Origin of the sequence: Mycobacterium fragae, assembly GCF_002102185.1 — a bacterium.
GTDB lineage: Bacteria > Actinomycetota > Actinomycetes > Mycobacteriales > Mycobacteriaceae > Mycobacterium > Mycobacterium fragae.
Genome location: NZ_LQOW01000028.1, coordinates 1 through 19,825 on the forward strand (window position 1 = coordinate 1; position 19,825 = coordinate 19,825).

Sequence of the window (19,825 nt, forward strand, 5' to 3'; positions counted from 1 at the left end):
GCGAACTGTATCGGGCACTCCAAGCCGACCTAAACCGAAAACCAGAGGCTCTTGACGCTGCATAGGAGCATCCACACGCTGCCCTACCCGCTGGGACCGACTCATGCCTCCAACCTGAAATGTTTATGCCGAAAACATCACTTACTCAAGACTTTTTGGACCGCATGGCGTGACCAGCAGTTGCCCGACGGCACGGTCATCTGGACATCGCCGAGCGGGCACACCTACACCACCCATCCGGGCAGTCGTCTGCTGTTTCCGAGTCTGTGCCTGCCCACCGGCGAATTACCCACTGCGCCAAGGGCGGAGCGACCACCTGGTGACCGCACAATCATGATGCCCACACGCCGCCGAACCCGCGAGCAAGACCGCGCTAAACGCATCCACGCCGAACGCGCACTCAACGACGCCCACGTCGCCGAACGCAACCAACCCCCACCCTTCTAGCGTGAGTCAAAGTTGTATGGGCACATGCTTTTCCGCGCATGCGTCGGCCACAGCGGCGACTATGTCCTGTGTACGCAGCGTCTCAAGATCCTCGACGGTCACCGAGCCCTTGTCGGTGCGGTGCTGGGCGGCCACTCGTGAGTCTCGGAGCCGCTCGGCGCGTTCGACGACGTTGCGGGCGAAGCGCCCGTTCTGCATCACGTCGATACCGTGGGTGCCGTCGGGCGCCAGATAAGCCCGCAGCGTCTTGCAAGCCATATTCAGCGCTTCGCGTGCGGCTGGCTCGATGACGGTCGCGCGCGGTTCGCCGTAGCGGATCGCAATCTCGACCAGCTCATCGGGAGAGTAGGACTCGAACCGCAGCTTGCGGTTGAACCTGCCCGCCAAACCGGGGTTGACGGTGAGGAATTCGTCGACTTCCTTCTCGTACCCCGCGCCGATGAAACAGAAATCGAAACGGTGCACCTCCAGCGCGACGAGTAGCTGATTGACCGCCTCCATGCCGATCATGTCCGGGCGGCCATCGTGGTGGCGCTCCACCAACGAGTAGAACTCGTCCATGAAGAGAATCCGCCCCAGCGAGCGGGCGATCAGCTCGTTGGTCTTCGGACCCGACGCCCCGATGTGCTCGCCACAGAAATCGGCCCGCTTGACCTCGATGATCTCCGGGTGCCGCACGATGCCCAAGCCGGCGTAGATCTTTCCCAGCGCCTCGGCCGTCGTCGTTTTACCGGTACCGGGCGGGCCGACGAGCAGCATGTGGTTGGTTTGATTGGTCACCGGCAGCCCGGCCGCCATCCGCAGGGCGCGGACCTCGATCTGGTCCTCGATCTCGGCCACTGCTCGTTTGACTTCACTCAACCCGACCTGGTTGTTGAGCAGTGCGCGGCCTTCTGCCAAGAGTTCTTCTCGCCGCTCTTCGTTTTCCTCTTCATGGCGCTGCTGCTGCGACCGCTCGGTGCTGACGTCCCATTTGTTGGTCCGGGTGTTGATGGTGTCCTCGTCGGTGACAACCAGTTGCAGATGGGGATCGGCCAGCGCCTGCTTGGCCGGTTCGATCAGTGCGCCGTTGATCGTCGCCTTCGACAGCCAGATCTGGGCCTTGTCCTCCTCATCGAGCTGGCGGTGAGCCATGCCTCGCACGTATGCGAGATCTGCTGCGATCAAGGGGAATTCGCTCGGATCTATTGCCGTCACCGCGGTGTCGCTCAGCTGGTGGCGGCGAGCTTCGACGGGACTACGGTGGCCGGCGCGCAAATCGACGCGATCTGCCCAATCCAGCGCCACCCGTCCCTGTCCGAGGTGGGCCGCGGCGTGAGCCGCCAGCGCGTTGGTGCCCGCCGTGACCGCCGACATGATGATCGCCTGCGGCGGCAATATCGTGGCTGCCACCGAGATCACATCGGGCCAGCGCTGTGTGGCGAACATCAGATACGCCCGCACATACTGTTGCCACTGGTGGTTCTCCCAGGTGTCCAACAACGTCGAATCATCCAGCAGCGCTTCGGCTTTCTCGTACTGGCCATCATCGACAAGAGCGCTGGCCAGCGCCAACCCTGCATGCGATGCTTCCGTCACCGAGATGGACAAATACGGCCCGGCTTTGATCGCCGCCGACAGGCGGACGCCGAGCCGATTGGTTTCCCGATGCAGCCGCGCCCCGTACGCATACAGCTCCTGCAATGTCTGCAGCGACTCGTCACCGGCCGCGATTCGGCCCAGCCACGCATCGGCCATCGATGGGTCGATCTCCGTGGCCTCCCGGAACCGGGCCTGCGCGGCGGCGACGTCGGTGTCGAACAACGCCATGGCTTGATCGAACCGCTTGCGCGCGGCGGCCGTGGTAGTGCTGCTGGTCATTCGTCTAGTCCACCGGTTCGAGCTCGGCTGTCCTCAGGGTTGTCGGCTCTGAGGATATGTAGCGATTCTCGGCACGGAACAACTCGACCTCGACGGTGTGCAGTTCTCCGGCCGCCGTCACGTCCACGGTCGCCGGGCCGACCTGGGTGATCACCACATCGGCCGACCCCCGGTAGGGCTTCCCCGGCTCCCCGACCGAGATCAGGGTGTTCGGGCGGGGCGCGGGGGTCAGCGTGCCGTCGACGACGCTGACCGTTGTACCGGGTATGGGCCTGACCCGGCTACCCACCGCGATATCAGGCATCCGCACGCTTGCCCAGCGTTGCTCGTCGCGAGTGTGCACGGTTATCCGCTCACCGGCTCCGGCCAACCGCACCACGATTCGTTTGGCCAGCGCGTCTTGCGCGGCAATGTGGACACGACTGAATTCTCCTGGGTCGTCAAGGGGCAGCATCAGCCGGTTTCCGGCATCGACTTTGCCCAGCAGCACACCGGAGGGTCCAATCGGAACGATCAGCGGCCCGCTCAAAACGCCGCTGCGAATACCGTGCAGCCTCGGCAGGGGCGCGCACAGGTTGGCCGCGAATGCACTGGCCTGTTCGCCCGGCAAGGTCCGCAGCATGACGCTCGGCGGAGCCGTCGGCGGCTGTGCGCTGCGGACGGTCACCGTGGCGGTGATACTGCCGTCACCGAACAGCGTCAGGTTCTGGATGATCCCGTCGGCGCGCAGCGACCAGGCGTGCGCCAAATTCTCCGCGGTGATGTCGTCCGGTCGATACCAGTAGGTCGTCAGCCAACCGCCCTCGCCGCGCGCGGTGTGCCAACGCTGGTTTCGCGCGTTGAGTGCGGAGTCACCCAGCCGCCGCTCCAGCTCGACGATGTCCGTGGCGGTCGCCACCTTGGCGCGAATACCGTGTTGCCGCAACGCCGCACTGATTCGCTGGGCAGCCGCCAACGTCGCGGTGCCCACTGATGTGCGCCACTGCAGCGCCTCGGCATTGGCCAAAGATGCGATCCGCACCACCAGCCAGGTCTCACGCTGTCCGGCATAGGGTGGCGTGCCGATCAACGTGTCGTAGACCCGCGGATAGTCGCCGGTAGCACGCCGGCGGGCGCCCACACTGACCACACTGATCGAGTCGATCGCCAAACCCAGACTCTGGTGCAGCAGCGGCAGCAGGTCGGCGACGTCGACCGTGTTTTCGGTATAGGTCGCCGTCGAGCCGGTGAACAGGGTGGGCCGATGCGCCTTGCCGAGCAGCTGCACGGCCACCACTGCAACGCCGTCCTGATACCGAACCCCGCCGCCCGCACGGTCGTTGGCCACCGTGATCGGTTCACTGAGAACAATCGCGCGACGGCGTCGCCGCCATAGCATCAGCCACGACCACAACGGCTGACCACGCCAGCAGATCACGCCGGCCGCCACACCGAGCGTCAAACCCACTGCGGCGCCGGGGTATCCGCCAACGGCCCACCCAACCATGCCAATAGCCAGGACGCCGACGATGACCGCCAGCCTCGTCGCGGCCGTCATCGCTCCCGCCGAGCCCGCGCAACAAGCGACGCGATCACCACAGCGGCCACCACGACGCCGGCGAACACCAATGCGACATTGCGGGCACGGTGATCCGGCGGTGGCGGCGGTGCCGCCGGCACGATCAGCCGGCTCTGCGCGCCGGGCGCAACTCGGTCCCCCGGAGGCACATTGAAGGTCAACGCCGCGACCGGGTCCACCACTCCGTAGCCCACCTGGTTGTCGACACCGCGCGGTGGGTTGTGCGCCGTCTGCAGGATGCGGTTGATCACCTGATGCGCGGATAGTCCCGGATACTTCGCGCGCACGAGCGCGGCCACTCCGCTGACGTAGGCCGCTGAGAAGCTCGTCCCCCAGAACGGCATGTTTTTCTCACCCGCGCGGATCGGCGGGTAGGCGTTGGCCGGCCCACCGGTTTGCGGAGACAACCCCATAATTCCCACCCCGGGGGCCGCGGCGGCCACCCACGGCCCGGCGAGGCTCTTGCTGATCGGTGCGCCGGTATTGTCCACCGCACCCACCGACAGCACGTAGTCGGAAAACCAGGACGGCGAGGACACCGTCTTGACTTGATGCCAGTCGCGGGGATCGGAGGTGTCCAGCGGATCGAAGGCGGGGTTCTGCGCGCACTCGTCTTCGCCCTCGTTGCCGGCTGCCGCGACGATCACGGCGTCCTTCACGGTTGAGGCGTACCAGACGGCGGCTCCAATTGCGCTCTGGTCCAACGGATCAGCAGCCGGCACACAGGCGGTGACGCTGACATTGATCACCTTGGCGCCCACGTTGGCCGCATGCACGATGGCGTTGGCCAGCGTGGCAATGGTGCCGGCCTTCTTGCGGGCCTCCATGTCGCCGCCGCCCGGCTTTTCCGGTTCGTAGGCCCGCGAAGACTGGCGGATGGAAATGATCCTCGCGTGCGGCGCCACCCCGACGACCCCGTCCGGTGCTCCCGGCGGAGGTGGCGGCACCTCGGGGTCCTCCGGCGCTCCGGGCGCCGGATCCCCCGGCGCGTTAGCCGGTTCATCAGCCGGTGGCGGAGGTGGCGGTGGCGGCGCCGGCCTGATTTCGGTGATCGTCACTGGCGAGGGGGGCGGTGGCGGTGCGGGCGGGGGTGGTGGTCCGCCGGGCGGTGCCGGTGCCGCGTCGGTGGCCGGTGGGCCGGCCGGCGGTGGAAATGCCGGTACGGCGGGCATCGGGGCGGGCATCGGGATGCCTTGGGGCGCAGCGGCAATCACCGAGGCGACGACGGTGCCGTGCGCGTCGCAGTCCAGCAATCCGTCGCCGTCCATGATGTAGTCCCCACCGGGGACCACCGGCAGGCGATGGCTGGGGTTGACACCGGTGTCGATAACTGCGACGGGCACCCCGTTACCGGTCGAATACTGCCACGCCTTGCTGACGTTGAGCATCGTGAAGCCGGGAGCGGTGACGGCCACGTTCGGGTCGGCGACAGTGATGGTCCGCGCGCAGATATTGCTTTGCCGCATCGGCTGGTCCGGACCGGGCTTGCCGTCCGCGGGTACCCGCCCAGGGTCGACGGTCGGCGGCGGAATCGCCTGCGCCGCAGGAAGACCCGCCGACAAGCCGACCAGTAGGCCCGCGAGCGCCATCGCGGAAATCCGCCGCGGCGCTGATGCATTCCCGCCCCGCTCGGTCATCGCATCCGCACCCAGGTGAACAGCCCGCCGATCCACGCCGCCAGCGGAAGGGCGGCGATAATCGCGGCTATTTCCAGCCATTCGGCGATCATCCGCACCAGAGGGGTGAACCTGGTGATGGGCACCAACAGCGCGGCCGCCAGGCCGGCAGCGCCGAATCCGGCGAGTACCACCGCGGCCCATAGCGCCGACTGGGCCGATGCCGGTGGCTCATGCAGGACGTACTTGACGACGCCGACGCACACCGCGGCAACGGCTCCCGACACCAGCGCAATGGCTTGCCGCTTGTCGGCGAATGCCCTTCCGCGGCTAATGAAGATGAGCACGAACAGCCCCGCCAGCACTGCGGCCCCGACACTGCGGCCTCGTCCCGGCATCAGCGTGGCCCACACCGCGGCAGGCAGGGTCAGGCCGGCAGCAACGCAGATTCCGGTCAGCACGTTGTTGGCACGCACGGCGGCAGCGGCAATCTGCGCCCCGCGCGGGGTGGTGTCAGGGCTCAGCTCCTCGTCGCCGGCCTCGTCCACCGGCGACACCGCGTCGGCAGGCAGGCCGGCGCTGCGGCGAAACAGATCGCGTCCGGTGATCGACCCGAAATACGGTGGCCGGATCCGAGCCGCCCACAACGCAATCGTCGGCGCCAGGGTCAGCAAGAACAACAAAACGACGAGCGTGCACATGCCGAGCCACTGGGCCGGAACCGGCCGCCACATCCGCGCCGCTGCGACCACACCGCCCAGCGCACACAAGGTCACGATCGTCGCCGCCACATGGATGTGACGTCGGGTCATCACAGCGATGCCGCAGGTAAGCACTCCTACCGCGAGCGCCCCGATGAAAAGATGTGCGGCACCGAGGTCGCCGGGAGCACCCATGGCCAGGCTCGCCGCGAGCATCGGCATCGCAAGCCATGCGAACCCGGCCAGCATGTCGCCGCGATGCGGCCACCACCGCGACACCACGCCCGCGCCACCGGCAGCAAGAAGTCCGGGCACGCCGGTCACGCTGCTCGGCACTATCGAATCGCTGGCCGTACGGCTACGCAGCGCCAGCCCGAGCACCGCCGCGAAGACCATTGCCAGGACAGCGAGCGCGGTGTGGGCCGCTGTATCGGCGGTGACGGGTTGGAACAGTTTTTTGCCGATGCGGGCCAGTCCGGTGGACAAGGACTCGTATTGCGGCTCAAACGATTCGCCGTCGACTGCGGGGACCAGTACCAGGGTGGCCCCGTCCTCGACGCCCAACTCGTCGAGCGTTTTCGTGACGTCCAGGCGCACGCCGTTGGCCTTGTGAAGTTCGTAGCCGGCGCCCGGCTCGAGCCCGGCGAGGCCGCGGCGTTTGAGTTCGTCGTTCAGCAGCTCGACGATGTTGTCGATGAACACCTCGACCGGCACCGAGGCCGGATACACCTGGGAGACGAGGTGCTCGCCACATACCACCGCAACTGCGCAACGCGCCGGAAATGCGACCTTCGGCATTAATGTGGCCTATCGGCGTCCGGAATATATTTGTCGGCGAGTGCCGCGGTGATCTCGAATAACCGCAGACGCGTTTTCTTTTTCAGCTCATGTTGCGTATCGATAATTCCGCCTTTGGCCAGATGCGGGTCATAAGGCATGAATTCGACTGTCGCACCCGATTGCCCGAAGCGTTCGGTGAGATATGCGCGCGCGTCGGGGTCGTATTTGTTTCGGCTGTCATTCAGAATGACCATGCTGCGCGACACCAATTCGTGGTAGCCCATTGACCGCAGCAAATCGATTGCGCGGGTGACCGGCAGCGAGGTGTCGGCAGTCAGGCCCGATACGAACACCAGCGTGTCGCAGGAGTCGAAGACCGCCTTCATCACCGGGTGTTCCAGGTCGTCAGAGGTGTCCACCACGATGACGTTGTGGGTGCGACGCAGCCGCGACAGCACCCCGGCGAACATCGACGGCACCAGCGGGCGCGGTTGGTCGGAGGCGCGGTTTCCGGCGAGCACATCCAGCCCTAAGCTGTTCTGCCCCAAGTGTTCCCGAATGTCGGCATAGCCTTGGACATCAGTGTCGTTCAACACCGCGGTGTAATCACCCGGAGGGGATTCATCGATCCGGCCGGCCAGCGTCCCGAAGCCAGGCGCGGCGTCGATGGCGACCACGTTCTCCGGCCGGCACTCACGGAACACCGCACCGATGCATGCGGTCAACGTGGTTTTGCCGACACCGCCCTTGCCGGAAACCACCCCGATGACGTACTGCTTGCGGATGTGGCGGCGGATGCGGTCCTGCAATTCGCGGTAATGGCGTTCGCCCGGTGATTCACCGAGATTAATGGCGTGAAACGACAAGTTGTATAAAAACTTGCGCCACCCTGATCCGGGCGGGATTTTGCGCGGAGCGACCATATCGGAGATGCGCAATGTTCCCGAGACGGATTCCGGGTGTTGCGGCCGCGGAACCGACGCTTGTCTCGGCGTGTGCCTGCCTTGTTCCGGTGAATTCGGCGGCGCTTTCCACGGATTTGTCACGGTGCCGATGCTAACATGCGCGCCATACCCACTTTTACACAACCTTTCGGTACGAATACCATTCCTCGTTTGCGGGCAGACGCCTCACCATCTGGTTGACCGCCGAGGCGATGCTGCTCGCGGTGCCGGGCGCGATGATCATCCATCTCTTGCCACTCGACACAAAATGCTCGCCAACGAGCCTGCCCTCAGGGGTATCGACGATGGTGACCACACTCTGCTCGATGTGTTTGCGGGTGGGCTGATCGGTGTCCACGCCGGACTGGATCGCGACGATGAAGGCCCGCGCCGATCGGCGCATGTCGGCGGCCGACATCAGGATCTGCAGCTGATCGGCGTCCACCTGCTGGCGCAACAGCTGCTTGCGCAACGTTTCTCGGCTGTTTACGCCCACCATCACTTCGTCGACGTCCAGCGTCACTGGCTGGAGCGGCGCGGGCTCCTGGGTTCCACACAGCCGCTCGATCTGCCGGATAACGACGTCGTTCGCCGCAGATTCGCTGCTCGACGTGCCGGCGCCGCTGATGCGGATGAGTTCTTCAGATCGCTCCATCACCACCCACCACTGTGCGAAGCGCGCGAGAATCGCCTTCGCAGGGGCGTCGTCATCAGTTCTCTGGGCGTACATCAGCAACGCGACGTCTCGGCGGGCAAGTACGGTCAGCCACTCAACGACGGTGGCATCGACGTTCCCGGACTCATCGATCACGCCGGCAGCACGGAGCTCGGCGGCGATCGGATGGGCAAGCGCCATAGGCGCTGTCTCGACACTGGGCAGTATGGGCCGCAGCGCCAACTCTGGCGCCAGTACCTCAATCCCGGTGAGTACTTGCAGTACCCACAGCCCGTCAACTGTGGTGGTTAACACGTCTATCCCAATCAAACCGCTGGGGCGCACGCGCCCGCGTGCGCCCCAGCCCGAAGTACAACCCGGGCTTCAGCAGGAGAATCTGTGCATCTCGGCCTGGTCGAGAGTTTGCGTGTCATGGCCGGTGCTCCCAATCGTGTGACCGTACTGACGCACCGTTGCGATGACGTTTTCTGATTGCTGGCTCATCTGCGTAAAAGCCGCCAGGAAGGCCTCCGGCGCCTGACCCTGATAGGACCCGTCGCCGACCAGCGCATTGGCCTTGTTCAGCATGTCGGTGCGGAGCTCGTCCAGCGTCTGCGCGAAGATTGCTACCTCAGCGGCATGGTCAAAGACTGATGCAAAGTCCCACTGTATTGTCATATTGATTAACCTCACTTAGCTCTAGTGGTTTTCTCGAGATATTTAGGTGCTAATGGCGGTGTCGCCGCCTCCGAGCGCATTAAAACTCTGCGCACTATCCAAGTCACTGTTGTGCATAACGCTAACGTTCTGGCCGACGTTCTGAACCAACGTCATACCCCATGCGTGTACATCCTTCAGGCGACCGTGCAGATCAATACCGGTGTTATACGCGGCCATTCGCGCCTGGCCCTTCCAAAATGCGGCCGCGCCCTCTACCCGGTCGGCAAAGGTCTTAGCAGTAGCACAAAAGGTATCCAGCGAGTTTAAAAAATCGTGCTGGCGCGCCAATACAGGATCGGCATCGATATTTAGTGGATTGCTCATTTCTCCTCCTCTGGTGGTCTTTCCGACCGGGCGTACTGAGGTAGTTTAAGTGGTCTGCGGCGGTTGTCACTTCACCCTTTTGTCACTCTCCGGCATCACCGCCTAGCCCCGGGAACCGACCCTCGCAATCGGCCCGGCGGAATCTGGTCATGGCGGCCTCGGCGCATTAATCGGGGTCCTGCTCATCACGGTCGACAACAATGCGCGCATGTGTCACCTTGTCTTTGTCCGCATTGGCGCCTTCACGACCCAACATCCCGGCAGCTGCCGGCGACACCGGCATCGCGCCGCCGCCCGTCGGCGCTGTGGTGGTCGGGCCGCGAACATCGGCCGCGTTGAGTAAACCGCCCGGCCTCAACCCTGTTGGTCGGCCCGCGGTTTCTGGCTCGAACGTGCTCGCGGGACGGGTAAAGCTGGTCAGCCCTGCTCCCGGATACCCGGCGCCGACAGCGCCCGCCCCCGAGCCCAGGCTGCCGGCGGCCCCGCCGCCCGCGCCTATCGGTCCGGCAACAGTCTCCGCAGGGAGAGCTTCTGCCGGATTCGCGCCTGACATCGCCCCCGGGAACATGCCCATGAGCGCTTGTAGCGGGCTCGAGAAACTCTGGGATGCGTTCTGGAAAAACTGTGTTGGGGCACTCGCGAACTGGTTCATCGGTTCAGATGCACTCGAGAACAGGCTCTGCGCCGGGCCCAGCATCGACTCGAACTGATTCGTCACACTAGAAGCCGGGGACGCGGCCTCACCTGCCCCATCACCGAGACCAGACGATGCCTGCAGTCCGGATTTCGCCGCCGTCTGCGCGACGCTCTCCGCCGGCGCAGCCGCAGCCGCAGGTGACGCTCCCATCGGTGTGATGGGCGGGGGGGTACTCGTTATTGCCGCCATCAAGGTGGTCAGCGTGCTTGCATACGCCAAACCGGCGCTCATGTTGTTGGGCCAAAATCCGTTGTAATACAGGTCCTCGTTTGCGGCGATCAACGGCGTGTTGCAACCACAGAAGTTGGTCGAGTACAGCGCGGCCGTCTCGTCGCGATTGCTTTGACACACCGCCGCGGGAATCACCGCTGATCTCGCGATGGTGTTGGCTTCCACCGCGGCTTGCCCGATCGTGACGTGCTTCAAGCAGTGCGCCACCATCGGCGCCAACCCGGCGAAGTTGAGTTCGGTTCCCTTCAACGCGGAGGCGGCCCCGCCGAGGCCTATCCACTGCTCCATGGTCGCCGCGACATTGGCAATCGATACCCCCATGGACACTTCGTGGCTGACGGCCTCGCTGAGCCATGCCGCGATATTGGCGATCACGGTCGACGGGTTGCTGCCCTCCAGGAGGGCAGCAACGCTTTCGGGCGGACCGAACCATAGCGGGTCGGGCATATCGCGCCTTGCTAAATGATCGACGAAACGTTGACGGCACTGAGCAGGTCGTTCACCACATAGCTGATCGAGGCGAGGCTTTGTCCACCGGCATAGGCAGCCCGCTGTCCAACATGTTCCGCAACCGAGCCCAGGTAGGCCATGCCCGCCCCGTTCAGCATGGACGAGAACGCCGCGTCGTCCGACGTGGGCACCATGGGTACTGTCCCGGTGAGCGCGGCAGCCCCGGCGGCATTGTTGGCGGCCATATCACCGCTGATCACCATCTCCGTGACCGACGACACGTTCACGGCCTCCGGAACTACGTTTAGGAAACCAGTCACATCAACTCCCCTAGGTCGTCCTGCGGACCATCACTGCAAGTGGTCTGAGCTTAAGGCCTTCCTGCGTGGCCAATTCACACGAATTCTGCGGTAACCGACGCCGCCGCGCAATTTACCTAATCCACCTGCTCGGGAGCCTCAGGAGCACCCACCAGCACTCCTTCGATCTCCCCATCGGTCGTAACCAGGAGGCCACGGCCGGGCGGTAGCTGCTGCGCACTGATCCTGGCGTAGACCTTCACACTGGCGGGATCGTTGTCCATGAACAACGTGGGTGACCGCGAGCCGGTGAGTTTCTGCAGGAAGGGATTCATCACCGACTGCGACGCCCAGTTTCCCGGCGACCGGGCAGCAATTACGTGCAAACCGACCTCGCGGCTGCGTTCGATCAACGCCCATAGCGGCGCGGTGGCCGCGGGCTTGGCTACTTGGTTGTGGGGTCGCAGCTCATGTTCATCGTCAATCAGGACAAAGTGGTGTGGACCTTCCCACGGTTTCCGGTTAAGTAGCTCCTCCTGGCTCAGCCCAGACGGCGGCAGGCGGTCCCGCAGCGCGGCCGCGAGTTCACCGATCACGGCATCGATGTCGTCTGCCGTATAAGCGTAGGCACGGACATGCCGACCCTGGATTTTGCCGATGAGCGTTGTCTTTGGGTCGATGATCGTGATCTGTGCCTGCTCGGGACTGAACCGGCTGACGATCGCCTGACCGATAGCTGCCAGGGTGGTGGTCTTTCCACACAGTTGGCGTCCCACCACGAGCAGGTTCGGCAGCATGCTGGTCGGCAGCGCGACCGGCTGGAGTGCGCTCTCACCGAGCGCGAACGGGATGTTCAATGGGTCCGCCGCCTCGGGCGTGTCAGCAAAACCGGCGATGACCCGGCTCAGCGGCACGCGCTCCGGCAGGCGCGAGAGCCGTTCTACCTTGCCGGTCCCGGTGACCTCGGCGATCAGCGACCCGACGCCGCGGGTCCCCACCCGTTCGCCCTTGGTGCCGGTAACTTCGGGCACCCCGACCAGCAGCTCATGCCCATCGCGGGTGAGTCCGAATCCCGGGCGGTCTAGCGTGTTGCGAGCGGCCCTGCGCTGCTCGATGGAGGTCCCCATTTGCGACTCGTCAGGGTTGCTCAGCCGGAGTTGGATGCGCGCATTCGAGACAGTGAGCAACCCTTGCTTTTGACCCACAAACCAGCCATTGGCGCTCGTCATCACGTGCACTCCATAGGACAGGCCTTGGCGGGCAACGGCGATCGCGCGATCACCAATGCCGGGATCCTTTTCATAGAGATCGCCGTAGTTGTCGATGACGAGGAAGACGTCACCGAACTTGTCGTTGGGGTCGGTTCCTCCACCGCCAGCCGCCCCGAAGCGGCGCTCGCGAAATTCCGAGATGTCGATCTGGTAGTGCTTGAACGACGCCTCGCGGGCTCGGATCAAACCCTCCATCGTCGCGATGGTGCGCGACACCCCTTCGGTGTCGTTCAGGCTGACGACGCCCGCGACGTGCGGCAGGTCCTCCAATGGGTACAGCGCTGCCCCGATGCAGAAGAATGTGACCCGCTCCGGGCGGTACATCAGCGCGGCGGAGGTCATCAACGTCATCAATGTGGTGGACTTGCCGCGCTGAGCAGTGGCGACCACCATGACGTTGTCCATCTCGGCGTCGATCACATGTACTCGTTGCGCGTGTTCTTCCGGAATGTCGACAATCCCGATCGGGAAGGTCAGGCCCGGGTTCTGCCCGTAGTCGACGTGCCAAGGCTTGCCCCGCCAGTACCCCACCAGCGCGGCCGCCGGCTCACTGACTTCCAATGGGGGAAGCCAGATTTGGTGCGGCAACCGGGCAGGATGTGACACAAGTGATTCGCGGATGACGTCGAGTATCTTCTTTTTCCTGAACCCGTCGGGGTGGAAGAGGAATTCGTCGGGTTCCTCGGGCTCGTCGGCCACCGCCAGCGCTGCGGTGTCCTCGGCGCTGAGCGGCTGGTACTCCCACGTAAGCGGTCGCGGCTGGGAGAAACTCACATCGACCGTCTTGTTGACGTTCGTAACCTTCTTCGGCAACACGAACGGCGCCGACAAGTAGAAGCACCGGAACGGCTCGAGGTCGCGCGGGCCGACCTTGAGCAGTGCATACCCGTTTTCCTTCGACGGCAGATGCAGTGCGGCATCGCTACCGATCACGTCGCGCGAGTCTTCTGCTGTCTCCGCGCGCAGCGCCACCCGAAACGCGATGTTGCTCTTGACCTTGCTCAGCGACGACAGATCCAAGCGCTGGCCGCCCAGCGTGAAGAACACGTTGCAGCCGCGGCCCTCCTGCCCGATGTGGATCACCAGCTGTATCCACTCTTGGTGATGATGAAAGAGCTCCAGGTACTCGTCGATGATGACCAACAGAACGGGCACCGGTTCCAGATCTCGGCCCGCGAGCCGCATCTCTTCGTACTCGTTGGCGTCACGCGCGCCGGCTTCCTTGAAAAGTCGGTAGCGCCGGTGGATTTCGCCATTGATGGCTTTACGCATTCGCTCGGCTAGGTGCCGATCGTCCTTACCCAGGTTGGACAGCGAGCCCGCAACGTGCGGCAAGCCTTCGAGATCCTGGGCGGCAGATTCGAACTTCATGTCGACAAAGATCACGATGAATGTTTCGGGTGAATGCGTCAGCGCGATCCCGTTGCACAGCGAAAGGAAGAACTCCGACTTGCCCGAGCCGGATGTACCGATCACCACGGAGTGAAAACCAAACCCGCCGAAGTCTTTCGCGCGGAAGATGACGTACTGCAACTCGCCGCCGGGCTTCACCCCGACCGGCACCATCGCCCACTTCGGGTCACCACGACCGCGGCTCTCGGCCCATAGCCGGTCGACGTCGAGCTGGCGCGGGTCGCCGATCCCCAGCGCCCGCAGCAATTCGCCTGCCTGGCTGTCGGTTTCGGACAATTCCCCCGCGCTCATCGGCGACCAGCGCGCCAATGAGCGTGCATACCTGTTGGCGGTGCTCTCCGCGAGCATGTCGGCCACCGCGTAGAACGCGTCGCGGTGATAAAGCCGGCCCTCGCGAAGTTCGAACCGCTGGTCCTCGTCCGCAAAACCGACGCCGACACCCGGCCGGGTCGCCAACCGCAGCACGGTGATGCCGGCCATACCCTTCTGGCCGGTGACGCCCTCCCACTGCTCGGGAGTGCCGACGCCGTCGTCGACGATCACCCAGTGCGGCCCCAGCGTCAAACCCGGCGACTCCATTGGTGAGGGCATCGACGTCGGGCTGGTACCTACCGGCGGCGTCCACGGCCCGCGGCCCTTGCGGTGCAGTTCGGCGTCGAGCGCTTCCTCCAATTCGGTCGGCGAGGCGAACACAAGCCTGCGAAGACCGCAGGCATCGAACATCTCGTCGTGCTGGTTGTGCGGCAGCCATACCAGCCACGACCACAGTTCGGGATGACGGGTGACCACCATGATCTTGAGGTCGTTGGCGCTGTGATAGACCGCCAGCGAGCACAGGATCGATCGTGCAAGGTGGTGCAGTGCGCCGGGGTCGTTTCCGATGAAGCTGAACCCGGGTTTGGAGCGCAGACTCAGCACCTTGCCGATGCCGCGGATTTTGCTTTGCTCGAGGATGAAATCCCGCAGCGCACCACCGGTGACCGGCTCCAGTTCCTCCCCGATCGGCACTTCCGGCCATTGCAGCGATACCGCTGAGTCGCTCGCCTGCTGAATCCCGATACCGAGTCGGACGTCAAGGAAATCCGCGTCCCCCGGGCGGCGCTCCCACATCCGCGGACCGCCGATCACGGTGTCCAGCTTCTGCGGGTCGCCGTGCACGAACAGTTGGCTGCGGCGCTGCTCCTGGGCGGCGCGCTGCACTTCTTCGCGGTCCTCGTCGAGCTGGCGCAGGTAGATACGGCGCTGCTTTTCCTGTTCGCCCCAAGAGATTCGCCGCCCTCGGCCGAACCGGCCGCTGAACATCAGCGCGCCGAACCCCGCGAGACCAACCATCGGGAAAAACCCCGACTGCAGCGACCGGACACCGGAGGTGTACATCACCACCAGCGTGCCGATGATGCCGACCAGCAGCGCAGGAAGCGCGATCATCAGCAGGATGTTGCGTGGCTCGCGTTCCGGCAGCGCCAGCGGCGGAGCGACCGCCACCCGCACCGGCGGAACTGTCGGCGGCGCCTTGCGTGGTCCCCTTACGAAACCGCGTTTGGACATGCCTAACCTCCAGCCTGCGAATTGGCTTCCGGGACAGGGGCGACCGCGCCGCCGCCTGTGATGGTGTCGTGTGCCAGCAGCGCGCTGTCACGGCTGATCGCCGGGCCTGGCGCAAAGGTGCGAACGATCGGCCACGGCGCCTGTACGGCATTGTGTGGATCTAACCCAAGCGCCTGCAGGGTCGGGTTGTCCCACTGGATCCCAAACCTAACGCCCTGCGGTGAAAGCCAATACAGGCTTTCACGGCTCTCGGATGTGGCCACGCCGCTCGTCGTCGCGACGAAATTCGCAGCTCCGGGCAGCACCAATGTCTGGTCGGCCTCCACCGAATTGGGGTGGCGGTCATCGCGGACCAGGCGGACCAGGCGAACATCCATGCCGATCGGAACCGGTAGACCTCGCCCGCTGAAGACTCTGATCGCCGCTTGCGGGTCGGTGGACTGTTTCTGCCACGCGACGCAGGTCACCGGATTCGCCGCGGTGTCAATGAAATCCAGCTTGCCCGACGGGTAGTAGTTGACATCGAGCACGTCGACGACGGGAATGTGGATCAGCTTGTCCGGCGAGACCAACTTCGGTGTGGGCGAGCCCTGGGCGTTCGCGGTGCGGAGTAGATCGGCCACAAAGCTGCTGATCTTCTGCACGCCGTCGGGCAACAGCACATAGAAGCCCGTGACAGTGCCCTTGGCGTCGCGGGTTTCCAGCACACTGCCGACCGTCGAGCCCGGCAGCCATCTCGATGGTGTACCTGACTCCGGGATCGCGGGTACCACAAGAGGTTCCGTCGACGGCATGGCATCGAAGAGAGCGTTGGAGATTTCGATCGGATGGGTGACGCCGGGATCGAGACCGAGGTTGAAAGTCACGGACCGGTCCGTGGGGTCGATGCGCGAGCGCTGCCCGCCCCAGATCACATAGGTGGCGCCCTGGTGCGTGGCGAGGACGGCCTGCGACGGGCCCATCGGAGCCGCCCGGCCCACCGTGGAAAGTTCACCGGCGATCGATGTCACCAACGGTGGCGTCACGGTTCCCCTGGTGGGTGCGGTATCGCACACAGACCACGCCGACACCGCGCTCGGAGTAACCGTAAGGCTGTCGGGCACACCGGGAATGCCGATCATCGGCCCGGTGGGGTACTTGGCGATCTCGGATTCCTTGACCCAGGTGGGCGCGGTAGCGTTGCCGACGGCCAGCCGGGCGGACGTCAGGTTGAGCGCCGGGTAGAGACGGCCGTTGATCTTCGCGTACACCGCTCCGGTGTCGCGGTTTCCGATGATCGCCGACTGGCCCACCAACCCGGCGGGTTTCATGATGTGCAGCAGAGCCATCCAGCCGACGCCGATCAAGACGAAGACCATCGACAGCGCCACCGCCGCCTGCTGCTTGCGGTCGTCGTGCTTCATCCGCACCGAGAACCGGGTGATCGCGGCTTTCAGCCTGCGGTTGTAGAACAGATGACCCGAATTCTGGTCTCGGTTCGACAAATTGAGTGGCATCGTCAGTATCCTTTCGGCGGTCGATGCGGATCCGCCTGCTGCACCAGCGCGGCGAGGTTGTCGCCGCTGAGGCTGACGCCATAGCGATGGATCACGTAGTTCATCGACGCGCAGATATTGGCGACCGGATCGTAAATGTTGGTCGAGGTTCCTGGCTGGTGGTAGTGCGCGAAGGTCGCCGGAATCGTTTGGGCGATGCCGCGAGCGGAGCCTGGCCCGACCGCATCTGGGCGCCCGCCCGACTCCCTGGCGATCAGCGTCTCGTATCCACGTAGCCAGTTACGCCGCGCGGCCGGGTCGGAGATGCCCCTGCGATCCAGCGCTGCGGCGATCCGCTGCCTGACATGGCCTGGCGTAAAGGACTTTTCGTACCGAATAGCACGGATCCGGCGGGTAAGCAGGTGAGAGTTGTGCTGCGACCGGCGGACGTATTGCCGCTGCCGCCGAAGCCTAACCGCCATGCGCCGCAATGCTTCCTGTCGTCCCAGCGGGGTATCGGCCGCCGGGATCGGATCAGCGTGCGCGTCGTCGAGGACCCGTCGGGTGCCCTGGCGTCCCAGCGTGTGATCAGCGCGCGCACTAGCCAGCACGGCGGCCAGCTGGGTGTCGGTGGCGGCAATCCGCTGCAGGCCCGCGGCCGTTCGCAGGCTTGCACGGGCCGCGGCGTCCATCCCCTCACCGCCGGACACCCTGGTGAGCCGTTCCGCACGATGCCGAAGTTGCTCCGGCGGGTCCGCTAATCCGGAGTGGAGGCGCTGACCGGCATACAGGTTGTACCCGCGCGCCAGCAACTGGAGCGCGTGGTGGGTCAGTGGATCCACCGTCACTGGACGGCTCCGCCGTAGCGTGCCTTGTTCTCCGCTTCGGCCTCTTCCCGCAGCGCCGCGATCGCAAGATTCAACCTGTCGGCGAGTTCGCTGTGGGTGTAGCCGGCCGTGACGTCCGGATGCAAAGTCAATTCGACCAATCTGCCATCCGAATTTGCGACCGCTCGAATGTCGCCGAGATCAACGCTGTACGTGACTGTCTGGGCCTGCTCGACGATCGCTTCCCACTTGTCGGCGGCCTCACTCAGCTCGCGCAGGACCGATTCGACGAGATCCTTGTCGCTTAGCTGCACGCGACCGCCCGATCCCGACACCATGGCAGTATCTCGACCCCTCCGACCAGCGTCAATTCATGCTTTGCACAGGTCACTCGCCTGCCGCCCATCTGCTCGGCGGTGGAGAACTCAGCATCTGGAACCAGGCGAAATGATAATTCGCGACGATCAGGTCCCCTGTGGCGATGCCCTCGGTAGCTGCCAGCAGCAGGCAATTGAGCAGCAGCGCGGGATCGACATCCGGGTATTGCGCCATGAGGTGGTAGCGCGCGATCTCCAGGTGGACCCGCAGCACGTCGAGCTCGACGTCAACCACTCCCGTTCCGGCCGCCCCCGCCTTGGCCAACGTGTGAACCATCCGGGGCAGGCCATCGCGCCAGTGCGTGGCCTCGGTCAGGGCCCAGCCCAGGTCGTCGACCGGCGGCAACTCCCTGGGTTGCGACGAGGTGTCCGTTTCCTCATAGTCGGTAGCCCACCCCAGCGCGTCGCCGGGCGCGTAGCTCACCGATAACGTCGTCTGTCCGAGGAGGGCCTTCGCGTTGCCGGTGCGCCGCTCCGGGACCAGCAACGTGACCTCGGCGGGCAGCGTGATCCCGGGTGGTATCCAGCCGTGCGCGAGGTCGGTCACCAGCACCGTGCTGCCGTCGTCGCGGTTGCCGATCGCCCAGCGCAACCCCGACTCCTGACGAGCGACGAACTTGAGGAGCCGATCCAACTGTTCCCGATCGGAGTCGGATCCGGCAGGCGGTTCCGGGGCAGGGGTAGGCGGAGCTTCATCGACTGACGGCTTAGCGTGGCGAGCGGGTGTCGGTGGCGCCGGCGGTTCCTCAACTGCAGGGTCCGTGATTTTCGCGAAATCCTTGAGGACCGTGGCGATCTCGTCGAGCACCTCGGTGTCGTCCGTGTCGAACGGGGACGTTGGCCTTACCCATTTTGGCTCGGGGGTTTTCGGTTTGGCGGCCGGCGCCGGCTGCGCTTGCTCTGGCACGCTGATCGGTTCGGTGCGGCTCTCGCCCCGATCGAGCGTGGGCGCCCGATGGCGGTCTTGCGCCGGCTCCGCACCATTTACGGGCCGGGATCCGTTGCGGAATTCCTGCCTCGCATTGCGGAGATGACGGACCGTCGACTCGACCCGTCGAACAGCAAAGGCACGGGCATCGTTGATCACCCGAGCCTCTTCGGCCTGGCGTATCGGATCGGCCATCCCCGCGCGCCTGATACCTTCCAGTTCGGCATTGGCCGCATTGACTATCCGCTGCAAATCCGCCTTCAGATATTCGACGAGTGGGGCCGTTTCAGCGGTAACCGTCGACAATTCGGCAGGCCATAACCCCCCCGTCACCCACGGGGTGCAGTCAACCGGAGAGCTGAACGCCGGAATCTGCAGCGATTCTCGGGTAGCTCTCCGCAGGCGCTGGCGCGCCGTATTCCGGCCGAAGATTGCCACCGGCCAAGAGTACCGTCACTTTCAGATCGACAACTTCGCTGTTTGCTCCGCCTTGCGGTGCGGTATCGCGGCGGTGAATTGTGCGACTAAACCCGGTGTGGGTAGCGTAAGGGCGTGGCTGATTCTGGGCTGCAGCAGCAGCTAAACGAAGTACGCGCACTGCTTGACCGGGCGCGAGAATTGTTCGGTAGCAATCCCGTCGAGCCGCCGACCGATATCGTTCCGGATCGTGATGCCGTCAAGACCTGGATCCGCTAAAGCTCATA

At 64.6% G+C, this 19,825-nt stretch carries 16 protein-coding genes and 1 pseudogene; 2 read left to right on the plus strand and 15 right to left on the minus strand.

Going from position 1 to position 19,825, the window contains the following annotated elements:
* Positions 1-72: 72 nt before the first annotated feature.
* Positions 73-447 (plus strand): annotated as a pseudogene (locus AWC06_RS23675) (HNH endonuclease signature motif containing protein); the annotation flags it as partial.
* A 6-nt stretch (positions 448-453) separates the two neighbouring features.
* Here AWC06_RS23675 and eccA read toward each other — a convergent pair.
* The 15 genes from eccA to AWC06_RS16845 all read right to left on the minus strand — a co-directional run bounded on the left by eccA (position 454) and on the right by AWC06_RS16845 (position 19,559).
* Positions 454-2,307: a type VII secretion AAA-ATPase EccA gene (eccA, locus tag AWC06_RS16775; RefSeq protein WP_085199147.1), complete on the minus strand. Its 1,854-nt coding sequence runs from the start codon at positions 2,305-2,307 to the stop codon at positions 454-456.
* Between the two features lie 4 nt (positions 2,308-2,311).
* Positions 2,312-3,844: a type VII secretion protein EccE gene (gene eccE, locus AWC06_RS16780; protein ID WP_085199148.1), complete on the minus strand. Its 1,533-nt coding sequence runs from the start codon at positions 3,842-3,844 to the stop codon at positions 2,312-2,314.
* Complete coding sequence (gene mycP, locus AWC06_RS16785) at positions 3,841-5,502, minus strand: type VII secretion-associated serine protease mycosin (protein WP_169715369.1); 1,662 nt, start codon at positions 5,500-5,502, stop codon at positions 3,841-3,843. The genes eccE and mycP overlap by 4 nt, the downstream gene beginning before the upstream one ends.
* Positions 5,499-6,980, minus strand: a complete 1,482-nt coding sequence (eccD, locus tag AWC06_RS16790) for a type VII secretion integral membrane protein EccD (RefSeq protein WP_085199149.1) — start codon at positions 6,978-6,980, stop codon at positions 5,499-5,501. Before eccD ends, mycP begins: the two co-directional genes overlap by 4 nt.
* On the minus strand, positions 6,980-8,008 hold the full coding sequence (locus AWC06_RS16795; RefSeq protein WP_211281981.1) for a MinD/ParA family ATP-binding protein: 1,029 nt from the start codon (positions 8,006-8,008) through the stop codon (positions 6,980-6,982). The genes eccD and AWC06_RS16795 overlap by 1 nt, the downstream gene beginning before the upstream one ends.
* Before the next feature lie 34 nt (positions 8,009-8,042).
* Complete coding sequence (locus tag AWC06_RS16800; protein WP_085199151.1) at positions 8,043-8,876, minus strand: ESX secretion-associated protein EspG; 834 nt, start codon at positions 8,874-8,876, stop codon at positions 8,043-8,045.
* 69 nt (positions 8,877-8,945) lie between these two features.
* The gene (locus AWC06_RS16805) at positions 8,946-9,239 is read right to left on the minus strand and encodes a WXG100 family type VII secretion target (RefSeq protein ID WP_085199152.1); all 294 of its coding nucleotides are present in this window, start codon (positions 9,237-9,239) and stop codon (positions 8,946-8,948) included.
* A gap of 42 nt (positions 9,240-9,281) precedes the next feature.
* Positions 9,282-9,605 carry a hypothetical protein gene (locus AWC06_RS16810; protein ID WP_139820095.1) on the minus strand — a complete coding sequence of 108 codons (324 nt, stop codon included), beginning with the start codon at positions 9,603-9,605 and terminating at the stop codon, positions 9,282-9,284.
* Between the two features lie 166 nt (positions 9,606-9,771).
* Entirely contained in the window at positions 9,772-10,980 is a 1,209-nt protein-coding gene (locus tag AWC06_RS16815) for a PPE domain-containing protein (protein WP_085199154.1), read from the minus strand.
* 11 nt (positions 10,981-10,991) lie between these two features.
* On the minus strand, positions 10,992-11,303 hold the full coding sequence (locus AWC06_RS16820; protein WP_139820096.1) for a PE family protein: 312 nt from the start codon (positions 11,301-11,303) through the stop codon (positions 10,992-10,994).
* A gap of 116 nt (positions 11,304-11,419) precedes the next feature.
* The gene (gene eccCa / locus AWC06_RS16825; RefSeq protein WP_085199156.1) at positions 11,420-15,514 is read right to left on the minus strand and encodes a type VII secretion protein EccCa; all 4,095 of its coding nucleotides are present in this window, start codon (positions 15,512-15,514) and stop codon (positions 11,420-11,422) included.
* A 2-nt stretch (positions 15,515-15,516) separates the two neighbouring features.
* Entirely contained in the window at positions 15,517-17,010 is a 1,494-nt protein-coding gene (gene eccB, locus AWC06_RS16830) for a type VII secretion protein EccB (RefSeq protein ID WP_085199157.1), read from the minus strand.
* A 2-nt stretch (positions 17,011-17,012) separates the two neighbouring features.
* On the minus strand, positions 17,013-17,837 hold the full coding sequence (locus AWC06_RS16835) for a transglycosylase SLT domain-containing protein (RefSeq protein WP_139820097.1): 825 nt from the start codon (positions 17,835-17,837) through the stop codon (positions 17,013-17,015).
* Positions 17,834-18,154, minus strand: a complete 321-nt coding sequence (locus tag AWC06_RS16840; protein ID WP_085199159.1) for a DUF2710 family protein — start codon at positions 18,152-18,154, stop codon at positions 17,834-17,836. Before AWC06_RS16840 ends, AWC06_RS16835 begins: the two co-directional genes overlap by 4 nt.
* 49 nt (positions 18,155-18,203) lie before the next feature.
* Positions 18,204-19,559, minus strand: a complete 1,356-nt coding sequence (locus tag AWC06_RS16845; RefSeq protein WP_085199160.1) for a DUF5631 domain-containing protein — start codon at positions 19,557-19,559, stop codon at positions 18,204-18,206.
* A 114-nt stretch (positions 19,560-19,673) separates the two neighbouring features.
* Here AWC06_RS16845 and AWC06_RS23315 point away from each other — a divergent pair, with 114 nt between their 5' ends.
* Positions 19,674-19,817, plus strand: a complete 144-nt coding sequence (locus AWC06_RS23315; RefSeq protein ID WP_169715370.1) for a hypothetical protein — start codon at positions 19,674-19,676, stop codon at positions 19,815-19,817.
* The last annotated feature ends 8 nt before the right edge of the window (positions 19,818-19,825 follow it).